General features: G+C 70.4%; 13 protein-coding genes and 3 tRNA genes. 10 read left to right on the top strand and 6 right to left on the bottom strand.

Going from position 1 to position 13170, the window contains the following annotated elements; all coding sequences use genetic code 11:
• Nucleotides 1–10: 10 nt before the first annotated feature.
• Nucleotides 11–1003, bottom strand: coding sequence for an NAD-dependent epimerase/dehydratase family protein (locus CRP27_RS16760; RefSeq protein WP_097181749.1), 993 nt, complete (start codon nucleotides 1001–1003; stop codon nucleotides 11–13).
• A 58-nt stretch (nucleotides 1004–1061) separates the two neighbouring features.
• Nucleotides 1062–1709 (bottom strand): hypothetical protein, encoded by a 648-nt coding sequence (locus CRP27_RS16755; RefSeq protein ID WP_097181748.1) that lies wholly within the window; start codon nucleotides 1707–1709, stop codon nucleotides 1062–1064.
• A gap of 190 nt (nucleotides 1710–1899) precedes the next feature.
• Between CRP27_RS16755 and CRP27_RS16750 the strand changes: the two genes are divergently transcribed.
• Nucleotides 1900–2910, top strand: coding sequence for an aldo/keto reductase family protein (locus tag CRP27_RS16750; protein ID WP_097181747.1), 1011 nt, complete (start codon nucleotides 1900–1902; stop codon nucleotides 2908–2910).
• Between the two features lie 194 nt (nucleotides 2911–3104).
• Here CRP27_RS16750 and CRP27_RS16745 read toward each other — a convergent pair.
• The 3 genes from CRP27_RS16745 to CRP27_RS16735 all read right to left on the bottom strand — a co-directional run bounded on the left by CRP27_RS16745 (nucleotide 3105) and on the right by CRP27_RS16735 (nucleotide 3387).
• Nucleotides 3105–3177 (bottom strand) — tRNA-Phe (locus tag CRP27_RS16745).
• Nucleotide 3178: 1 nt separating this feature from the next.
• Nucleotides 3179–3255, bottom strand: a tRNA-Asp gene (locus tag CRP27_RS16740).
• A 59-nt stretch (nucleotides 3256–3314) separates the two neighbouring features.
• Nucleotides 3315–3387: transfer RNA gene (locus CRP27_RS16735), tRNA-Glu, on the bottom strand.
• A gap of 300 nt (nucleotides 3388–3687) precedes the next feature.
• Here CRP27_RS16735 and CRP27_RS16730 point away from each other — a divergent pair.
• Nucleotides 3688–4959 carry a M23 family metallopeptidase gene (locus tag CRP27_RS16730; protein ID WP_097181746.1) on the top strand — a complete coding sequence of 424 codons (1272 nt, stop codon included), beginning with the start codon at nucleotides 3688–3690 and terminating at the stop codon, nucleotides 4957–4959.
• 64 nt (nucleotides 4960–5023) lie between these two features.
• On the top strand, nucleotides 5024–6415 hold the full coding sequence (locus CRP27_RS16725; RefSeq protein ID WP_141399797.1) for an NlpC/P60 family protein: 1392 nt from the start codon (nucleotides 5024–5026) through the stop codon (nucleotides 6413–6415).
• Between the two features lie 108 nt (nucleotides 6416–6523).
• Here the strand turns inward: CRP27_RS16725 and CRP27_RS16720 are convergent, their stop codons facing one another.
• Nucleotides 6524–7015, bottom strand: a complete 492-nt coding sequence (locus CRP27_RS16720; RefSeq protein WP_070417329.1) for an inorganic diphosphatase — start codon at nucleotides 7013–7015, stop codon at nucleotides 6524–6526.
• A 50-nt stretch (nucleotides 7016–7065) separates the two neighbouring features.
• Here CRP27_RS16720 and tilS point away from each other — a divergent pair, with 50 nt between their 5' ends.
• From tilS to CRP27_RS16685, 7 genes are all read left to right on the top strand, one after another.
• Nucleotides 7066–8085 (top strand): tRNA lysidine(34) synthetase TilS, encoded by a 1020-nt coding sequence (gene tilS, locus CRP27_RS16715; RefSeq protein WP_097181744.1) that lies wholly within the window; start codon nucleotides 7066–7068, stop codon nucleotides 8083–8085.
• Between the two features lie 9 nt (nucleotides 8086–8094).
• Nucleotides 8095–8646 (top strand): hypoxanthine phosphoribosyltransferase, encoded by a 552-nt coding sequence (hpt, locus tag CRP27_RS16710; RefSeq protein WP_097181743.1) that lies wholly within the window; start codon nucleotides 8095–8097, stop codon nucleotides 8644–8646.
• Between the two features lie 121 nt (nucleotides 8647–8767).
• Nucleotides 8768–10753, top strand: a complete 1986-nt coding sequence (gene ftsH, locus CRP27_RS16705; RefSeq protein ID WP_097181742.1) for an ATP-dependent zinc metalloprotease FtsH — start codon at nucleotides 8768–8770, stop codon at nucleotides 10751–10753.
• A gap of 6 nt (nucleotides 10754–10759) precedes the next feature.
• Nucleotides 10760–11686, top strand: a complete 927-nt coding sequence (folP, locus tag CRP27_RS16700; protein WP_097181741.1) for a dihydropteroate synthase — start codon at nucleotides 10760–10762, stop codon at nucleotides 11684–11686.
• Nucleotides 11683–12078, top strand: a complete 396-nt coding sequence (gene folB / locus CRP27_RS16695) for a dihydroneopterin aldolase (protein WP_217990758.1) — start codon at nucleotides 11683–11685, stop codon at nucleotides 12076–12078. The genes folP and folB overlap by 4 nt, the downstream gene beginning before the upstream one ends.
• Entirely contained in the window at nucleotides 12075–12650 is a 576-nt protein-coding gene (gene folK, locus CRP27_RS16690) for a 2-amino-4-hydroxy-6-hydroxymethyldihydropteridine diphosphokinase (protein WP_097181740.1), read from the top strand. The genes folB and folK overlap by 4 nt, the downstream gene beginning before the upstream one ends.
• The gene (locus tag CRP27_RS16685; RefSeq protein WP_097181739.1) at nucleotides 12647–13135 is read left to right on the top strand and encodes a DUF3180 domain-containing protein; all 489 of its coding nucleotides are present in this window, start codon (nucleotides 12647–12649) and stop codon (nucleotides 13133–13135) included. Before folK ends, CRP27_RS16685 begins: the two co-directional genes overlap by 4 nt.
• The last annotated feature ends 35 nt before the right edge of the window (nucleotides 13136–13170 follow it).

Raw genomic sequence — 13170 nt, 5'->3', positions numbered from 1 at the left:
GGACGCTGCGTCAGACCGCCCAGCGCGCCGCCAGCTCGTCCATCAGCGCGTCCAGTCGCTCGTCGACGACCTGTGCCTCGGGGTTCGCCTCGAACCAGGCGATCACCTCGCGCACACCGTGCCGGTACGGCGTCCGCGGCCGGTACCAGGGCACGAGCGACCGCACCTTGCTGTTGTCGAACACCGAGCTGTTCGCCTTGTCGCCCAACAGCGCGGCGCCCCACTCCGGGTCGGCCGCGGCGATCGCGTCCGCCGGCACGTGCACGATCCGCAGGTCGTCCACCCCCGCCGCCGCGGCGATCTCCTGCGCGATGGCGTTCCAGGTCGGTGCCTCGTCGCTCGTGATCGTGAACGCCTCGCCGATGGCCTCCGCCCGGTCGAGCAGCCCCGTGAACCCGACCGCGAAGTCCCGGCTGTGCGTGAGGGTCCACAGCGAGCTGCCGTCGCCCGTGATGATGATCGGCTTCCCCGCCCGCATGCGTGCGACGGCCGTCCACCCACCGGTCAACGGCAGCTTCGTCTCGTCGTAGGTGTGCGACGGCCGGACGATCGTCACCGGGAAGTCCTGCTCCCGGTACGCCGTCATGAGCAGGTCCTCGCACGCGATCTTGTCCCGCGAGTACTGCCAGTACGGGTTCTTCAACGGCGTCGACTCCGTGATCGGCAGGTGCGTCGCCGGCGTCTGGTACGCCGACGCCGAGCTGATGAAGACGTACTGCCGGGTCCGACCCGCGAAGTAGTCGACGTCCGCCTGCACCTGGTCCGGTGTGAAGGCGATCCAGTTCACGACCGTGTCCCACTTCCGGTCGCCGAGCACGTCCGCGAGCGCGCTGCGGTCCGAGACGTCGGCCTGGAGGCGCGTCACGCCCTCAGGGATCGGCCTGCCCCCGGTGGTCCCCCGGTTGAGCACGGTCACGTCGAACCCCTGCTCGACGGCTTCGCGGACGCACGAGGCACTGATGACCCCGCTGCCGCCGATGAACAGCACGCTCGGTCCCGACATGGATGCTCCTTCGCTCCCGGCGGTGCACCACTGCACCGCAACCTCTCCGATCCTGCACCTACCCGTCAGGACGAGCGCGGAGCACCGCACGGAGCGACGTGGTGTCCGCAGCCCAGAGCGCGGCGTGCGGGCTGATCCAGCCGACGAGTTCGAGTGCGTAGTCGTGGTCCCGCTGGAGGTCCCGTGTGTGGATGGGTTCGTGGTGCGCTGCGCGGTTGCGGACGAAGTGCAGTTGCTGCAGCCGACGCCGGACCTCGCGTTGGCGGGTCAGGGAGTCCGCGGGGCCGTGGGGGAACGCCTTGTGGAGCGCAGGTGTCCACAGCGCGGTCAGGTACCGCGTCTCGACGAGGTAGCGCCAGAAGCCGAAGGTCAGCTCGGCAATGACCCTTCCGTGCACCTCGTCGCGACGTCCGTCTCGGCTCGCACGCGCTCGCGCCTTCACCAGATCGGCGCGCCCGCGACCGTCGAGCGGGGCGACGTCGAACCAGGGAGCACCGGTTCGCTTCGCTGTCCACTCACGCAGTTCGCGGTCGAGCGCGTTGCGCGCCATCACCTCGACGACGCCGGTGAGCTCCATGACGGATGCCGCGGCACGCATGTTCCACTCGTACAGCCGCAACGCGTCGGCGGAGGAACCCGTCCGCTCGGTGTACGAGCGGAGCCGCTCGACGGTGATCAAGCGTCCAAGCTCGTCTTCCTGCATCATGCCCCTGTCTGCTACCGTTGTCAGCGAAGACCCCGGAACGATCACTGGCCAAGGCCACATCGCCGGGGTTTCGTCTTTGCCGCGACTCTCTGATACATCACCTTACAGTTCCTGCCTCGCGCAAAGGCCTCAAGGACTACCGTCACCCGCGGAGCCGCACCGACGCGGCCACGACAGGAGTGACACGCACATGGAGTACCGCTACCTCGGCAACTCGGGCCTCAAGGTCTCCGAGATCACCTACGGCAACTGGCTCACCCACGCCTCCCAGGTGGAGAACGACGCCGCGATCGCCTGCGTCCGGGCAGCGCTCGACGTCGGCATCTCGACGTTCGACACCGCCGACGTCTACGCGAACACCGGCGCCGAGACCGTCCTCGGTGAAGCGCTGAAGGGCGAGCGTCGGCAGTCCCTCGAGATCGCCACGAAGGTGTTCGGGCCGACCGGTCCGAAGGGCCACAACGACACCGGGCTGAGCCGGAAGCACATCCTCGAGTCGATCAACGGCTCGCTCGAGCGCCTGCAGACGGACTACGTCGACCTGTACCAGGCGCACCGCTTCGATTACGAGACCCCGCTCGAGGAGACGATGATGGCGTTCGCCGACGTCGTCCGGCAGGGCAAGGCGCTGTACATCGGTGTGAGCGAGTGGACCGCGGAGCAGCTCCGCGCCGGGCACGAGCTCGCCGACGACCTCGGGGTGCAGCTCATCTCGAACCAGCCGCAGTACTCCGCGCTCTGGCGGGTCATCGAGGGTGAGGTCGTCCCGACGTCCGAGGAGCTCGGTATCTCGCAGATCGTGTGGTCCCCGATCGCCCAGGGCGTCCTGACCGGGAAGTACCAGCCGGGTCAGCCGCTCCCCGAGGGCTCGCGTGCCACGGACGACAAGGGCGGCGCGAACATGATCAAGCGGTTCATGCGCGACGAGGTGCTCACGGCGGTGCAGGACCTGAAGTCGATCGCCGACGAGCTGAACCTGTCGATGGCACAGGTCGCCGTCGCGTGGGTGCTGCAGAACCAGAACGTGGCGTCGGCGATCATCGGTGCCTCGCGACCGGAGCAGGTGCACGACAACGCCGGCGCTGCCGGAGTGACCATCCCCGCCGAGCTGCTGTCACGCATCGACGACGCCCTCGGCTCGGTCGTCGAGCGCGACCCGGCGAAGACGCAGGAGAGCAGCCCGAAGACCCGCGAGGCCTGAGCCACGCGTCGCACAACCGAAGTCACCCCGAACTGCGCAGTCGCGTGGTTCGGGGTGACTTCGGTTGTGCGGGGCGTCGAGCGGCCGGCGGAGCCGACGGCCGACCGTCCGCCCCTCGGCGCGAGACCGCCCCGGGATACGAGGCGCCCGGGAACGCGAAAAGGCCCCCTACCGGAGTAGGGGGCCTTTCACCGTGGCTGGACACGGCATCGATCCGTGGACCTTTCGATTTTCAGTCGAACGCTCTACCAACTGAGCTATCCAGCCGTGGCGACCCTGACGGGACTTGAACCCGCGACCTCCGCCGTGACAGGGCGGCACGCTAACCAACTGCGCTACAGGGCCATATTGAGTTGCTGTCTTGCTTCGGTGGTGCTCTGCTTGCTCGCTCACCCTGTGAAGAGTGACCCCAACGGGATTCGAACCCGTGCTGCCGCCGTGAAAGGGCGGTGTCCTAGGCCACTAAACGATAGGGCCGCAAGCGGTGCTTCGCGCTACCGATGGACAAGCATACGGATGCCCTGCGGGTTTCACAAATCGGCGCCCGTCCCCGCGGAATCCTCGGCGTGTCGCGGCGTCCGTGCGGGCGCACCGGGCTTCACTCACCGTGGGGCTCCAGGCCCTGATTCGTGCTGTCGATGATCGGATGCGAGCATCGTCGTCTGCCCGTACCCCTCGTGCGAGGGGATGTGCGGGTGCGACACCTGTTGTTACTGTTGCGTTTGTTAACAGTGTTACGTGCGTGAGCCTTGCCGCGCTGTTACGAAATCGAGATACATGTCGACCTCACCATCGCTGTCACTCCGCCCCCGTCCCCGCCGCCGCTTCATCGCCGCCGCGGTCGCCGTCGCGCTCACCGCCGGCACCCTCGCGGCCCTCGCTCCGATGACGTCAGCCAGCGCAGCGACCTACCCGAGCTGGTCGGACGTGCAGAAGGCGAAGGCGTCCAAGTCGGCGCAGCAGGCCAAGGTCACCGAGATCAAGGCGCTCATCGCGGACCTCACCACGAAGGCGACGGCGGCGAAGAAGTCCGCCGAGGCCGCCGGCACGGCCTACCAGACGGCGCAGACGAAGTACGACGACGCGACCCTCACCCAGCAGAAGCTGCAGTCGCAGGCGGACGACGCCGAGAAGACCGCCGCGGCGTCGGAGGAGCAGGCCGGCCAGCTCGCGGCCCAGCTCGGTCGGGCGAGCGCCAACGACGTGACGACGGACATCCTCACGCACCCCTCGAAGTCGAGCGACCTGCTCTACGAGCTCGGCGCGATGTCGAAGCTGAGCGAGCAGGCCGACGGCATCTACTCGCAGGCGACGCAGGACCGCGGTGTGGCGCAGGGCCTCGCCGACAAGGCCGACCGCGCGAAGGACGCCCTCGGCAAGCTCGCCGACGCGGCGCAGCAGAAGATGCAGGCGGCGCAGTCGGCCGCCGACGCCGCACAGACCGCCGTCGATGCGCAGGGCGACAACCAGGCCCGGCTCGAGGCGCAGCTCACCCTCCTCACCAGCAACGAGGCGAACGTCGAGGCGAAGTACAACAAGGGCGTCCAGGTCGAGAAGGCGCGTCAGGCGGCCCTCGCGGCAGCGGCGGCCAAGGCGGCGGCGACGAACTCGGGTGGCACGGGCGGCGGCACCGCGAACGCCTCCGGCTGGGTCCGCCCCGCCGGCGGGTACCAGACGAGCCCCTTCGGCTACCGCGTCGACCCGTACACGCACTACCGCGCACTGCACGCCGGTGTGGACCTCGCGCCCGCCTGCTACGCACCGATCTACGCGGCCCACTCCGGCACGGTGACCTTCGCCGCGAACGGTGGCGGGTACGGCAACGAGGTCGTGCTCGACAACGGCGGCGGGATCTCCACCGCCTACGGGCACATCGTCGACGGCGGCATCCTCGTGTCCGTCGGCCAGCACGTCAGTGCCGGCCAGCAGATCGCGAAGATCGGATCGACCGGCTGGTCGACCGGGTGCCACCTCCACTTCGAGACCCGGGTGAACGGCTCCGCCGTCGACCCGGTCCCCTTCATGGCAGCGCGGGGGATCTCGGTATGACCGTGTGCGCGCCCGAAAGGCCCTGAACGCCGTGAAGCACTCCGCTCGCACCCTCTCCTGCGGGATGGCGGTGGTCGCTGTCCTCGGGATCGGCCTCTCCGTCGTGATCGCCGGCCCCGCCCAGGCGGCACCGTCCGCCCCGAGCTGGGACGACGTGCGAGCAGCGAAGGCGGACACCGCCCAGGCGCAGTCCACGGTCGACGAGCTGAGTGACCGCCTGCAGACCCTGCAGGACGCGGCCGACCGCGCGCAGGTCGTCGAGCTGCAGGCCGGGCAGAAGTACGCCCTCGCGTCGTCCGAGCAGCAGGACGCGCAGGCGACGCTCGACGACCTCACGGCCCAGGCGAAGCGGGCGAAGCGCGCGGCGGACGACTCGGCGAAGCAGGTCGCCGGGCTCGTGGTCGAGCTCTCCCGAACCGGTGGTGGTGACCTGTCGACGACGATGCTCATCGACGCGAGCGACTCGAAGGACCTGCTCTACCGCGTCGGCACGATGTCCCACCTGTCCGAGCGTTCCGCGACCGTGCTGGCCCAGGCCCGCGCGGACCAGAACACCGTCGACTCGATCGCCGCGCAGCAGCGCTCGGCGACGACCGCGCTCGCCAAGGCCACGGACGCCACGAAGCGCGCCCTCGACGACGCGAACGACACGGCCTCGTCCGCACAGGCCCGCGTCCAGAAGGAGCAGGAGCAGCAGGACGAGGTCCTCCAGCAGCTCGCGTTCCTCAAGGGCACGAGCGTCGCCACGGAGACCGCGTACTGGAACGCCCAGCAGGCGAAGCAGGCCGAGGCGCAGCTCGCGTCCCAGACCACGACCACCGGCGGGGGCGGCACCACGTCGACCGCGCCCAGCACCGGCACCGCACCCACCACGCCGAGATCCGGCGGCTCGGCCACGAACCCCGGCACGGGCACCCCCGCGAAGCCCAGCACGCCGAGCACGCCCGCGAAGCCCGCCACCCCGAGCACCCCGGCGAAGCCCAGCACGCCGTCGAAGCCGAGCACGCCGAGCACCCCGACGACACCCGCGGCTCCGACGACCCCCACCGCGCCGAGCACCCCGTCCAAGGCCGCCGGCGCGATCGCCTACGCCCGTGCGCAGATCGGCGACGCCTACGTCTTCGGCGGCGCGGGCCCGAACCAGTGGGACTGCTCCGGCCTCGTGATGATGGCGTACAGCTCGCAGGGCATCGCGACCGGTGGGCACAACGTCGTCTGGCAGTACAACTACTTCAAGTCGATCGGCCGCCTCGTGCCCCTGTCGCAGCGGCAGCCGGGCGACATCCTCTTCTACTCGTCGAACGGCAGCGTCTCCGGGGCCTACCACGACTCGATCGTCACCGGCTACGGCACCATGGTCGAGGCGGCGAACCCGCAGCGCGGCGTGCTCGAGCGGGCGATCTGGACCCCGAGCCAGCTCCTGCCGTACGTGGCACGGCCGAGCGGCTCGCTCTAGTCGGACTGCGCCCCAGAACGAACAACGCGCCCCGTGGAAACGGGGCGCGTTGTGCGTCGCAGGGCGCGGACGCCCGCACGGACGGGCGCGAACGCCCGACCGGAAGGGTCAGTGACCGGCGGGGACGTACGCGGCCTGGCCGGCCGTGACGATCGCCTCGGCCTCGGCGGCGTCGCCCCAGCCCTCGGCCTTGACCCACTTGTTCGGCTCGAGGTCCTTGTAGCGCTCGAAGAAGTGCGCGATCTCGGCCTTCGTCTGCTCGTCGACGTCCGAGATGTCCTGGATGTGCGCCCAGCGCGGGTCCTTCGCGGGGACGACGAGGACCTTCGCGTCGTTGCCGGCCTCGTCGCTCATCTTGAAGACGCCGACCGGGCGGACCTTGACGCCCACACCGGGGAACGTCGGGTACTCGAGGAGCAGCAGCGCGTCCACGGGGTCACCGTCGTCGGCCAGGGTCTTCTCGAAGAACCCGTAGTCGGTCGGGTAGACGAACGAGGTGAACAGCACGCGGTCGAGGTACACGCGACCGGTCTCGTGGTCCACCTCGTACTTGTTGCGGCTGCCCTTGGGGATCTCGACGACGACGTCGTACGCGGCCATGTTGCGCTCCTGGTCTCTTTGCGGGAAGAAAGCGCGGCTAACGTTACCGGGTGAACACTCCGCGTCCCCGGCTCGACCCCGCGGTCGCCGACACCCGTCGCGCGGTCCGCACGCTGCTCGCGCAGGCGCTCGACGACCGCTCGGTGCGCCCAGGGGACCTCGTGCTCGTCGCACTGAGCGGCGGACCGGACTCGCTCGCGCTCGCCGCGGCCACCGCGTTCGAGGCGCCCAAGCAGGACCTGCGCGCCGGGGCAGTGGTCGTCGACCACGCACTCCAGGCGGGTTCCGAGGCGGTGGCGAGCCGCGCCTCCAGGCAGGCGTCGGAGCTGGGACTCGCACCGGTGACGGTCCGTCGGGTCGCCGTCGGTTCCGAAGGGGGCCCGGAAGGGGCCGCCCGGGAGGCACGACACGCCTCGATCGCACAGGTCGCGTCCGAGACGGGGTCGGCCCTCGTGCTCTTCGGGCACACCCTCGACGACCAGGCCGAGTCCGTCCTGCTGGGCCTCGCCCGCGGGAGCGGGCCGGACTCGCTGTCCGGCATGGCGCCGCTGACGCGACGCGACACGGGGCCCGCCTACGGGCGGCCGCTGCTCGGCGTCCGCCGCCACACGACGCGACAGGCGTGCACGGCCGCCGGACTGGCGCCGTGGGACGACCCGCAGAACGACGACCCGGCGTTCACGCGCGTCCGGGTGCGGAACAGGCTGATGCCGGCGCTCGAACGCGAGCTCGGGGCGGGGGTCCCCGAGGCGCTCGCGCGGACGGCCGACCAGCTGCGCGAGGACTCCGCGGCGCTCGACCACTTCGCCGAGGAGATGGCGGAGGACCTCGCCGAGCACTCCGAGGCGGGCATCTCGCTGTCCGTGCCGGAGCTCGCGGCCAACCCGCCGGCCCTGCGGCAGCGACTCGTGCGCCTCGCGGTGGAGAGCGAGTTCGGCGTGACGCTCTCCCGTGTGCAGACCCTCGAGGTGTGCCGGCTCGTCACGGACTGGAGCGGACAGGGTCCGATCGACCTGCCGGGTGTGCAGGCGTCCCGATCGGGCGACCGCCTGGCGTTCAGCGCCGGTTAGGCTGGGGTGGTGGAACTCTCCGACGTCCAGGCAGACCTGTCCGAAGTCCTCTTCACCCCCGAGCAGATCGACGACAAGCTCGCCGAACTCGCCGCGGTGGTCGACGCCGACTACGCCGGGCGCGACCCGCTGCTCGTCGGTGTCCTCAAGGGTGCCGTCATGGTGATGGCCGACTTCTCGCGCCACCTCAAGATGCAGGCCCGGATGGACTGGATGGCGGTGTCGTCGTACGGCTCCGGAACGAAGTCGTCCGGTGTCGTCCGCATCCTCAAGGACCTCGACACCGACCTGCACGGGCGCGACGTCCTCATCGTCGAGGACATCATCGACTCCGGTCTGACGCTGTCCTGGCTCAAGCAGAACCTCGAGTCGCGCGGTGCCGCGAGCGTCGAGATCGTCGCCCTGCTCCGCAAGCCCGAGGCTGCCAAGGTCGAGGTGGACGTGAAGTACGTGGGCTTCGACATCCCCGACGAGTTCGTGGTCGGCTACGGCCTGGACTACGACGAGCGCTACCGCAACCTGCGCGGTGTCGGCGTGCTCGCGCCCCACGTCTACAGCTGATCCTGTCGGCGGGTGGAGTTCGCCCGCAGAGGACACCCATTCTCGCCACAGAAACGCGGCCGTATGCTGATCAGCACGCAACTTCGGCAGAGAAAGGTGTCGGGCGCTCTGCCCGGATCACATGGACTTCAAGCGCATCCTTCGCGGGCCGTACCTGTACGTGCTGATCGCGATCGTGGGGATCTGGATCGGCTGGTCCGTCATCAGCCAGTCCGGCACGCAGCAGATCGACACGCAGAAGGGCCTCGACCAGCTCTCCGACGGCAAGGTCTCCTCCGTGGTGGTGAACTCCACCGAGCAGCGCGTCGACCTCACCCTGAAGGACGGCAACGCGCACGAGCAGTTCTACTACTCGACGCCCCGCGGTGAAGAGGTCATCCAGGCCGTCAACGACGCGAACCTGCCCAAGGGCTACAACGACGTGGTCAACCAGGGGAACTGGTTCCTCTCGCTGCTCGGCATCATCCTGCCGTTCCTGATCATCGGTGCCCTGTTCTGGTTCCTGCTGTCGAGCGCCCAGGGCGGCGGCTCCAAGGTCATGCAGTTCGGCAAGTCCCGGGCGAAGATGAACAACAAGGAGAACCCGCAGGTGTCGTTCGCCGACGTGGCGGGCTCCGACGAGGCGATCGAGGAACTCCACGAGATCAAGGAGTTCCTCAAGGAGCCGGCGAAGTTCCAGGCCGTCGGCGCGAAGATCCCGAAGGGCGTGCTCCTGTACGGCCCTCCCGGGACCGGCAAGACCCTGCTCGCCCGCGCCGTCGCGGGTGAGGCCGGCGTGCCGTTCTACTCGATCTCCGGTTCGGACTTCGTCGAGATGTTCGTCGGTGTCGGTGCGAGCCGTGTGCGCGACCTCTTCGAGCAGGCCAAGCAGAACTCGCCCGCCATCGTCTTCATCGACGAGATCGACGCCGTGGGTCGTCACCGTGGCGCCGGCATCGGCGGCGGCAACGACGAGCGCGAGCAGACGCTGAACCAGCTCCTCGTCGAGATGGACGGCTTCGACGGCAAGACGAACGTCATCCTCATCGCCGCGACGAACCGTCCCGACGTCCTCGACCCCGCGCTGCTGCGTCCGGGCCGGTTCGACCGCCAGATCGGCGTCGACGCCCCGAGCCTGCAGGGTCGCAAGCAGATCCTCGAGGTGCACGCGAAGGGCAAGCCGCTCGCCGCGAGCGTCGACCTCGAGCTCCTCGCCCGCAAGACGCCGGGCTTCACCGGTGCCGACCTGGCCAACGTGCTGAACGAGGCCGCGCTGCTGACGGCTCGTTCGAACGCGCAGCTCATCGACAACCGCGCCCTCGACGAGGCCGTGGACCGCGTGATGGCCGGCCCGCAGCGCCGGACGCGGATCATGTCCGACCAGGAGCGGCTCATAACGGCGTACCACGAGGGCGGTCACGCCCTCGCGGCTGCCGCGATGCGCCACACCGACCCGGTCACGAAGATCACGATCCTGCCCCGCGGCCGTGCCCTCGGGTACACGATGGTGCTCCCGCTCGAGGACAAGTACTCGGTCACCCGCAACGAGCTGCTCGACCAGCTCACCTACGCCATGGGTGGTCGCGTCGCCGAGGAGATCGTCTTCCACGACCCGACCACGGGTGCGTCGAACGACATCGAGAAGGCCACCGGCACCGCGCGCAAGATGGTCACCGAGTACGGCATGAGCCGCGCGGTGGGTTCGGTCAAGCTCGGCTCCGGGTCGAGCGAGCCGTTCGTCGGCCGCGACATGAGCGGTGGCACCGGACGCGACTACTCGGAGAACATCGCCGAGACCGTCGACGCCGAGACCCGTGCCCTGCTCGAGGCCGCGCACGACGAGGCCTACCAGGTGCTCAACGACAACCGGGACATCCTCGACCGCCTCGCCGGTGAGCTCCTCGAGAAGGAGACGCTCGACGCTCCGGAGCTCGTGGAGATCTTCAAGGACGTCCGCAAGCTGCCGGAGCGCCCGCAGTGGCTCTCCAGCGACAAGCGTCCGGTCAGCAACCTGCCCGCGATCGAGGTGCCCGGCAAGGCCGCCTCCACCGCGTCCGAGCACTCCGACACCGAGTCGTCGAAGCCCCGTCGCCGTCCCTTCGGCAACCCGGGTATCGCCCCCGCGTAGGCCGGCATGACCGACCTGCCGACGAGGCGGTCGCGTCGGCTCGCCGCGGTGAGCCAGGCGTCGGCCGCTGCCCCAGCCGAGGCGTCCGGTCGACGGCGGGACCGCCACCGCGGGACCCCCGTCGACCAGCGCACCCGCGTGATGGGCATCCTCAACGTCACGCCGGACTCGTTCAGCGACGGCGGCCTGCACCAGGCGTACGACGCCGCCGTGCAGCACGCCCGGGAGCTCGTCGCGGCCGGGGCGGACATCGTCGACGTCGGCGGGGAGTCCACCCGACCGGGGTCCGAGCGCGTGCCGGTCGACATCGAGCAGGAACGGGTGCTGCCGGTCGTGCAGCAGCTCGTCGCCGAGGGCATCACGGTGAGCGTCGACACGATGAACGCCGCGACCGCCGAACGATCGGTCGAGCTCGGGGCCGCGATCGTCAACGACGTCTCCGGCGGCCTCGCCGACCCGGACATGGCCCGCGTCGTCCGGGACACCGGCGCCGGCTTCGTCGTGATGCACTGGCGGGGGCACAGCGACCGGATGTACCGGAACGCCGAGTACGTGCACGCCGTCGAGGAGGTCCGGCGCGAGGTCGAACTCCGCGTCGCGGAACTCATCGTCCTCGGCGTCCGCCAGGAGCAGGTCGTGATCGACCCCGGGCTGGGCTTCGCCAAGCAGGGCGCGCAGAACTGGGAGATCCTGGCCGGCTACGAGCGCTTCGCGTCCATCGGGCTGCCGGTGCTCGTCGCCGCCTCCCGCAAGCGGTTCCTCGACGGCATCGGCAGCGCAGCCGGTGCCCCGCCGAAGGACCGCGACCTCGCCACCGCCGCCATCAGCCTGCTCTCCGCCGAACGCGGGGCGTGGGGTGTGCGCGTGCACGACCCGGCACCGACCCGTGCCGTGCTCGACGTCTGGGACGCCTGGAGGGCAGCACGATCGTGAGGGACACCATCCGCCTGACCGGGGTGCGCGCCCGGGGCCACCACGGCGTCTTCGACCACGAGCGCGCCGACGGGCAGGACTTCGTCGTCGACGTCGCGGTCGAGGTCGACGCCCGGGCCGCATCCGGCAGCGACGACCTCGAGCACACCGTGCACTACGGGGTGCTCGCCGAGCAGGTCGTCGCCGAGATCGAACGCGATCCGGTCGACCTCATCGAGACCCTCGCCGAGCGCATCGCGGCCGCCGTGCTGACCCACCGTGCCGCCCTGGCGACCGAGGTCACCGTGCACAAGCCGCAGGCACCGATCACGGTGCCGTTCACCGACGTCTCCATCACCATCCGACGGTCCCGAGGCGCTGCCCGGCCAGCGGGCGACGAGGAAGAAGAGTGAGCCGCGCGGTCGTGGCACTCGGCGCCAACCTCGGCGACCGGGGGAGCACCCTGCGCGCCGCCGCCGAGGCGATCGCCGCGCTGCCCGGCGTCCGTCCGGTGGCGTCCAGTCGGGAGGTCGAGTCCGTCGCGGTCACGCTCGACGGGCCGGACACGTCGAAGCCCCGGTACCGGAACGCCGTCGTCGTGATCGACACCGAGCTCGGGCCGCAGGAGCTCCTCGACGCCCTGCACGGCATCGAGGACGACCACGGCCGCACCCGGCAGGAGCGTTGGGGCGACCGGACGCTCGACCTCGACCTCGTGGCGTACGACGACCGGTCGATCGACACCGCGACCCTGACCGTGCCGCACCCCCGTGCCGGGGAGCGGGCGTTCGTGCTGGCGCCGTGGCTCGACGCGGACCCCGACGCCGTGCTGCCGGGTGCCGGGCCGGTGGCCGACCTGCTCGCTGCGGTGGGGGACGACACCGAGCGCGTCGACGAGCCGCGCCTCTTCGACGAGCCGGCCCGCGTGGGCCCTTCCTCCACGCCCACGACCGCGCCCGACGGACGGACCGGAGCCGCCTCGTGAAGCCGACCCGCGCCTCCACCCTGATCAGCATCGCCGTCGTGGCCGCCGTGGCGGGCTTCGCCCTCGACGCCGTCCTGGCGTCGCGGCAGGCGCCCACGCTGTTCCTGGCGACGCCCCTCGGCGTCACCCTCGCGTTCATCGGCATCGCCGTCGTCCTGATGGCCCGGCCGGTGCGTCGGCACGCCCGTGACGGCGCCGGGCGGTCACGCCCCGTGGACCCGCTCTACGCCACCAGGGTCGTCGTGCTCGCGAAGGCGTCGAGCATCTGTGGCGCACTGTTCGGCGGCTTCGCCCTCGGGCTGGTCGTGTACCTCCTGACCCGGTCGGCGTTCCCTTCGCTAGGCTCGACCCTGCCGAACGTCGTGGCGGTCGGGGGCGGGATCGTGCTGACGGTGTGCGCGCTCGTCGCCGAACGCATGTGCATCGCCCCTCCCGGTGACGATGACGACGACCTCCCCCGAGGTGGCACGACGCAGGCGCACTGACCCAGCCGCGCCCAGGCGGCACGACCCGACCGCAG

Origin of the sequence: Curtobacterium sp. 314Chir4.1 (assembly GCF_900215175.1) — a bacterium.
Lineage (GTDB): Bacteria > Actinomycetota > Actinomycetes > Actinomycetales > Microbacteriaceae > Curtobacterium > Curtobacterium pusillum_A.
Note: the sequence above shows the minus strand (reverse complement) of the source record. Positions and strands in the feature narration are given on the sequence as shown.

Bases quoted from the DNA above. Each gene is read 5' to 3' on its own strand.
- CRP27_RS16730 (WP_097181746.1), top strand. From the start codon at position 3,688: ATGTCGACCTCACCATCGCTGTCACTCCGCCCCCGTCCCCGCCGCCGC.
- CRP27_RS16750 (WP_097181747.1), top strand. From the start codon at position 1,900: ATGGAGTACCGCTACCTCGGCAACTCGGGCCTCAAGGTCTCCGAGATC.
- CRP27_RS16760 (WP_097181749.1), bottom strand. From the start codon at position 1,003: ATGTCGGGACCGAGCGTGCTGTTCATCGGCGGCAGCGGGGTCATCAGT.
- folP (WP_097181741.1), top strand. From the start codon at position 10,760: ATGACCGACCTGCCGACGAGGCGGTCGCGTCGGCTCGCCGCGGTGAGC.
- CRP27_RS16725 (WP_141399797.1), top strand. From the start codon at position 5,024: ATGGCGGTGGTCGCTGTCCTCGGGATCGGCCTCTCCGTCGTGATCGCC.
- ftsH (WP_097181742.1), top strand. From the start codon at position 8,768: ATGGACTTCAAGCGCATCCTTCGCGGGCCGTACCTGTACGTGCTGATC.
- CRP27_RS16720 (WP_070417329.1), bottom strand. From the start codon at position 7,015: ATGGCCGCGTACGACGTCGTCGTCGAGATCCCCAAGGGCAGCCGCAAC.
- CRP27_RS16755 (WP_097181748.1), bottom strand. From the start codon at position 1,709: ATGATGCAGGAAGACGAGCTTGGACGCTTGATCACCGTCGAGCGGCTC.